At 72.4% G+C, this 5048-nt stretch carries 5 protein-coding genes; 2 read left to right on the top strand and 3 right to left on the bottom strand.

Annotation, left to right across the window (positions count from 1 at the left end; genetic code table 11):
- From OFY01_RS15040 to OFY01_RS15050, 3 genes are all read right to left on the bottom strand, one after another.
- Positions 1–1226 (bottom strand): DUF58 domain-containing protein (locus OFY01_RS15040; RefSeq protein ID WP_266600097.1); only part of this gene is annotated, 1226 nt, incomplete at its 3' end.
- The gene (locus OFY01_RS15045) at positions 1226–2272 is read right to left on the bottom strand and encodes an AAA family ATPase (RefSeq protein WP_266600099.1); all 1047 of its coding nucleotides are present in this window, start codon (positions 2270–2272) and stop codon (positions 1226–1228) included. The genes OFY01_RS15045 and OFY01_RS15040, both read right to left, overlap by 1 nt.
- Positions 2273–2522: 250 nt before the next feature.
- Positions 2523–3074: a beta-class carbonic anhydrase gene (locus tag OFY01_RS15050; RefSeq protein ID WP_266600101.1), complete on the bottom strand. Its 552-nt coding sequence runs from the start codon at positions 3072–3074 to the stop codon at positions 2523–2525.
- A 429-nt stretch (positions 3075–3503) separates the two neighbouring features.
- Here OFY01_RS15050 and rsmH point away from each other — a divergent pair, with 429 nt between their 5' ends.
- Together rsmH and OFY01_RS15060 are read left to right on the top strand one after the other, a co-directional pair.
- On the top strand, positions 3504–4496 hold the full coding sequence (gene rsmH / locus OFY01_RS15055; RefSeq protein ID WP_266600103.1) for a 16S rRNA (cytosine(1402)-N(4))-methyltransferase RsmH: 993 nt from the start codon (positions 3504–3506) through the stop codon (positions 4494–4496).
- Between the two features lie 34 nt (positions 4497–4530).
- On the top strand, positions 4531–5048 hold a 518-nt coding region (locus OFY01_RS15060; protein WP_407700348.1), incomplete at its 3' end, for a hypothetical protein.

The following is a 5048-nucleotide window of genomic DNA, read 5'->3' on the forward strand; positions in this document are numbered from 1 at the left end:
GTGGGCGACCCGGGCGGTAGCGCCCACGCCTCGCTGTCCAGGACGAACGCGACGGCGGCGCCGCTGCGGCGCCGCATCCGGGCGGCGATCTCGGCCTGCTCCTCGTCGAGATCGCCGAGGAAAGCGACGAGCAGCCCCTCGTTCCCACCGTTCAGGACGTCGTGGGCGGCGGCGAGTGTGTACGCGTCGGAGTGGTCGACCACGGCGAGTGTGTCCATCATCAGGCCCGCCGCGTCCGCCGACTCGGAAACCGAGCCCGTGAACCCGTCCGTGCCCTCGCCCGGCACCGCGCTCCCGGTGTCCGTCAGGAGCCGCACCGAGAAGCCCCGCTCCAGCATGTGCACCAGGGCGGACGCCGTGGCGGAGACCGCCCACTCGAAGGCCGAGCCGGGGCCCGCGCCCTGGTAGGCGCCACCGCGCGTGTCGAGCAGCACCGTGCAGCGGGCGCGCTGCGGCTGTTCCTCGCGGCGCACCATCAGCTCGCCGTGGCGCGCCGTGGACCGCCAGTGGACGCGGCGCAGGTCGTCCCCGTACCGGTAGCCGCGCGGGATCACGTCGTCCTCACCGGCCAGGGCGAGCGAGCGGTGCCTCCCGTCCCCGTACCCCCTGGCCTCGCCGGACAGCCGCACGGGTGGCAGCGGCTCCACGCGCGGTATCACCGTCAGGGTGTCGTACGCGAAGAAGGAGCGGGTCAGCTCGCACATCCCGAAGGGGTCGGACAGGCGCAGCTGCAACGGGCCCAGCGGATAGCGGCCGCGCAGGTCCGAGCGGACCCGGTAGGAGACCTCGCGGCGGCCGCCCGCCTCCATCCGGTCGAGGACGAAGCGGGGCCGGGGCCCGAGCACGTACGGCACCCGGTCCTCGAGCATCAGCAGGCCGGTGGGCATCCGGGAGACGTTGTCCATCCGCAGGTGGACCCGGGCCTCGGTGCCGGCGGGCACACGCGCGGGGGAGAGGCGGCGGCTGCCCGTGACCTGGTAGCGCGTGCGGTACAGGACGCCCGCGCAGACCAGCGGCAGCACCGCGAGGAGCAGGCCGACCCGGAGCAGGTCGCTCTGGCCGAGGACATACGCGCACACGGCCGCCGCGACACCGGCCGCCAGGAACGAACGCCCCCGTGTGGTCAGCCCGGCCAGCGCCGTGCGCAGGCCGCTCGTGTCACCCCCGCTCCGGGCCGTGGACCCGGCGGCGTCGGGATCGAGCGCGCCGTACCCCCCTGACGCCATCACAGCCCCCGGTTGCCGGGCGGCCGTCCGCCGTACAACGGGCCCGCCGGGCCGCTCGCAGAGCCCTGCCGGGTGCGGTTGTCGGCCGCCGGGACCGGGGTGCGCTGCAGGATGTCGAGGACGACCTGCTCGGCGGTGCGCCGGTTCAGCTGGGCCTGCGCGGTGGGCAGCAGACGGTGTGCCAGAACGGCGACGGCCAGCTCCTGCACGTCGTCGGGGAGCGCGTACTCGCGGCCGCTGAGGGCCGCCGACGCCTTGGCCGCGCGCAGCAGGTGCAGTGTCGCGCGCGGGGAGGCGCCGAGTCTGAGCTCCGGGTGGGTGCGGGTGGCGGCGACCAGGTCGACCGCGTAGCGCCGCACGGGATCGGCGACGTGGACCGTGCGTACGGCGTCGATCAGCTTGAGGATCTCGTCCGCGTGCGCCACCGGCTGCAGGTCGTCCAGCGGGTTGAGGCCGCCGTGCACGTCCAGCATCTGCAACTCGGCCTCCGGGCTGGGATAGCCGATGGAGACGCGGGCCATGAAGCGGTCGCGCTGGGCCTCGGGCAGCGGATAGGTGCCCTCCATCTCGACCGGGTTCTGGGTGGCGACCACCATGAACGGGCCCGGCAGCTCGTACGTCCGGCCGTCGATGGTGACCTGGCGCTCCTCCATGGACTCCAGGAGCGCCGACTGCGTCTTCGGGGACGCGCGGTTGATCTCGTCGCCGATCACGATCTGCGCGAAGATCGCGCCCGGCTTGAACTCGAAGTCCCGCCGCTGCTGGTCCCAGATGGAGACGCCGGTGATGTCCGACGGCAGCAGGTCGGGCGTGAACTGGATGCGCCGCACCGAGCAGTCGATCGACCGCGCGAGCGCTTTGGCGAGCATCGTCTTGCCGACGCCGGGGACGTCCTCGATGAGCAGATGCCCCTCGGCGAGCAGCACCGTCAGCGAGAGCCGTACGACCTCCGGCTTGCCCTCGATCACGCCCTCCACCGACCTGCGCACACGCTCGACGGTGGCGGTCAGATCAGTGAGGCTCGCTCGATCGTCATAGGTCGTCACCCGGCCCTCCTCGGCCCGTACTTTCCCGGGCCGACGCTCTGTGACGCGTACCGGCCCACCCCGAAACACGGACACCGCGGTGAAGGGCTGCGCCGGTCGCACGCGGTGTCACAGGGGCATTCTTGTTGGCCTTGCCGGTCCGTGTCACTCGCCTGTGGATAACCCGCCGCGATATGTCGGGGCTTACCACCTTTCGAGGGCATCGCGGACCCCTCGTTCTCCTGTCGCGCTCCTGCCGCGAGCGGCCCCGTCAGCGCGGCAGGACCTCGCGGAGCAGGCCGGTGTGGACGTCGAAGACGAAACCCCGGACGTCGTCGGTGTGTGGCAGGAACGGCGAGGTGCGCACCTTCTGGATGGACTGGCGCACGTCCTGGTCGACGTCCTGGAAACCCTCGACCGCCCAGCTCGGGCGCTGGCCGACCTCAAGCTCCAGCTCGTGCCGGAACTCCTCGGTGAGCGACTCCAGACCGCAGTTGGTGTGGTGGATGAGGACCACGCTGCGGGTGCCGAGCGCGCGCTGGCTGATGGTGAGCGAGCGGATCACGTCGTCGGTGACGACGCCGCCCGCGTTACGGATGGTGTGACAGTCGCCGAGTTCGAGGCCGAGCGCCGAGTGGAGGTCGAGACGCGCGTCCATACAGGCCACCACGGCCACGTTGAGCACCGGGCGGGCGTCCATGCCGGGGTCGGTGAAGGCGTCGGCGTAGCGCGTGTTCGCCTTGACGAGACGGTCGGTCACGGTGCCGTCGGGCTGCCCGGCGGGTATGGCGTCTTCGGACGTGCGGGATGCGGAAGTCGTCATGGCGTCGACGGTACGGGGCACGAAGCGATCGGGCCCGCCGTGAGACGCGACAAAGAACGACAATCGGCCGTGTTGTGAGCTACCCCACAGGGGTCGTCAAAGCTGGTCCGAACGGGTGAACCTGGTCGATTTCCGCTTCACGGCGACGCGGTCCGCGACGCGCAGGCCGGTTGATTGACCGAGAGTCGCCGTGGACTAAAGTGACGCCGACCCCATATGGCGATGCACAACCACGCAACCATGCAACACGGAGATCCCGGCCCCGTGCCGGACGCTCCCCGCGTGCGCGGCGCGTACGTACGGCTCGGCCTCCTCCCGCTCCGGTCGGCCGGCGTCACTTCCCGGCGCCGACGGACCTCCTTCCCCTTCATGAGCGGGCGGGGACCCGGCGGTGCGCACGAGCCCGTCCGCCGGACCTGAGAGGGATCCTTGAACAAGCGGCATGTCCCGGTCATGCTCCAGCGCTGCCTGGACCTGCTGGCCCCCGCGCTCTCCCGGCCCGGAGCGGTGGTCGTCGACTGCACGCTCGGGCTCGGCGGTCACAGCGAGGCGCTGCTCACTGCCTTCCCCGACTGCCGGCTCGTCGCGCTCGACCGCGACAAGGAGGCGTTGCGCCTGTCCGGAGAGCGGCTCGCGCCCTTCGGCGACCGGGCCACCCTCGTGCACGCCGTCTACGACGAACTGCCCGAGGTTCTCGACCGGTTGGGCATCGCCAAGGTCCAGGGCGTCCTGTTCGACCTCGGCGTCTCCTCCATGCAGCTCGACGAGGCCGACCGCGGCTTCGCGTACGCGCAGGACGCCCCGCTCGACATGCGCATGGACCAGACGACAGGGATGAGCGCCGCCGAGGTCCTCAACACCTACCCGCCCGGAGAACTGGTGCGGATCCTGCGCCAGTACGGCGAGGAGAAGCAGGCCAAACGCATCGTCTCGGCCATCGTGCGCGAGCGCGACAAGGAGCCGTTCAGCAACTCCGCCCGGCTGGTCGAGCTGATCAGGGACGCGCTGCCGCAGGCCGCCAAGCGCACCGGCGGCAACCCGGCCAAGCGCACCTTCCAGGCCCTGCGCATCGAGGTCAACGGGGAGTTGAGCGTCCTGGAGCGGGCGATCCCGGCGGCCGTCAAGGCGCTCGCCGTCGGCGGCCGGATCGCCGTCCTGTCGTACCACTCGCTCGAGGACCGGCTCGTCAAGCAGGTGTTCGCGGCCGGTGCCGCCACCACGGCCCCGGCCGGCCTGCCTGTCGTCCCCGAGCGCTACCAGCCGCGCCTGAAGCTGCTCACGCGCGGCGCCGAGCTTCCCACGGAGGAAGAGGTGGCCGAGAACCGCCGGGCCGCTCCGGCCCGCCTCCGCGGCGCGCAGCGCATCCGTGAGGAGCCCGGTGACGACACGGCAGACGCGGCAAACGGGGCGAGCGCGGGGTGAGGCACGCGCGCGTGACCGGGGAGGGACGGGCGGTATGAGTCCGAAGAGCGGCGCGAAGGGGGCCAAGGGTGCCAAGAGCGCACCGGGCTCCCGCGGTTCCGGGGGCGCGGCGCGCGCGGGGGGCGGCCGGCTCGCGCGGCTGATGCCTCTCGCCCCGGCGGGCGGCTCCCAAGCGGCCCGCACGCCGTTCGTCCTCCTTGTCGTGCTGCTGCTCGGCGGTGGCCTGATCGCGCTGCTCCTGCTGAACTCCTCGCTGAACGAGGGGTCGTTCCAGCTGACCAAGCTGAGGAAGCAGACCACCGAGCTCACCGACGACGAGCAGGAACTGCAGCGCGACGTCGACTCCTACTCGGCTCCCGACGCGCTGCGCCGCCGCGCCGCCGAACTCGGCATGGTGCCCGGCGGCGACCCGGCCTTCCTCACCCCGGGCGGTGCCGTCGGCGGCAGTCCGAGCCCGGCCGCGCTCGTCTCGCCCCCCGCGGGGCGCTCGCCGCGCAGGCCGGAGCCCGCCCCGCACACCCCAGGGCCGGTCAGGAACAGATCGGAAGAGCG

Origin of the sequence: Streptomyces beihaiensis (assembly GCF_026274175.1) — a bacterium.
Taxonomy (GTDB): Bacteria; Actinomycetota; Actinomycetes; order Streptomycetales; family Streptomycetaceae; genus Streptomyces; species Streptomyces beihaiensis.

Excerpts from the sequence above, each read along its gene's own strand:
- OFY01_RS15050 (WP_266600101.1), bottom strand. The coding sequence starts at position 3,074 with ATGACGACTTCCGCATCCCGCACGTCCGAAGACGCCATACCCGCCGGG.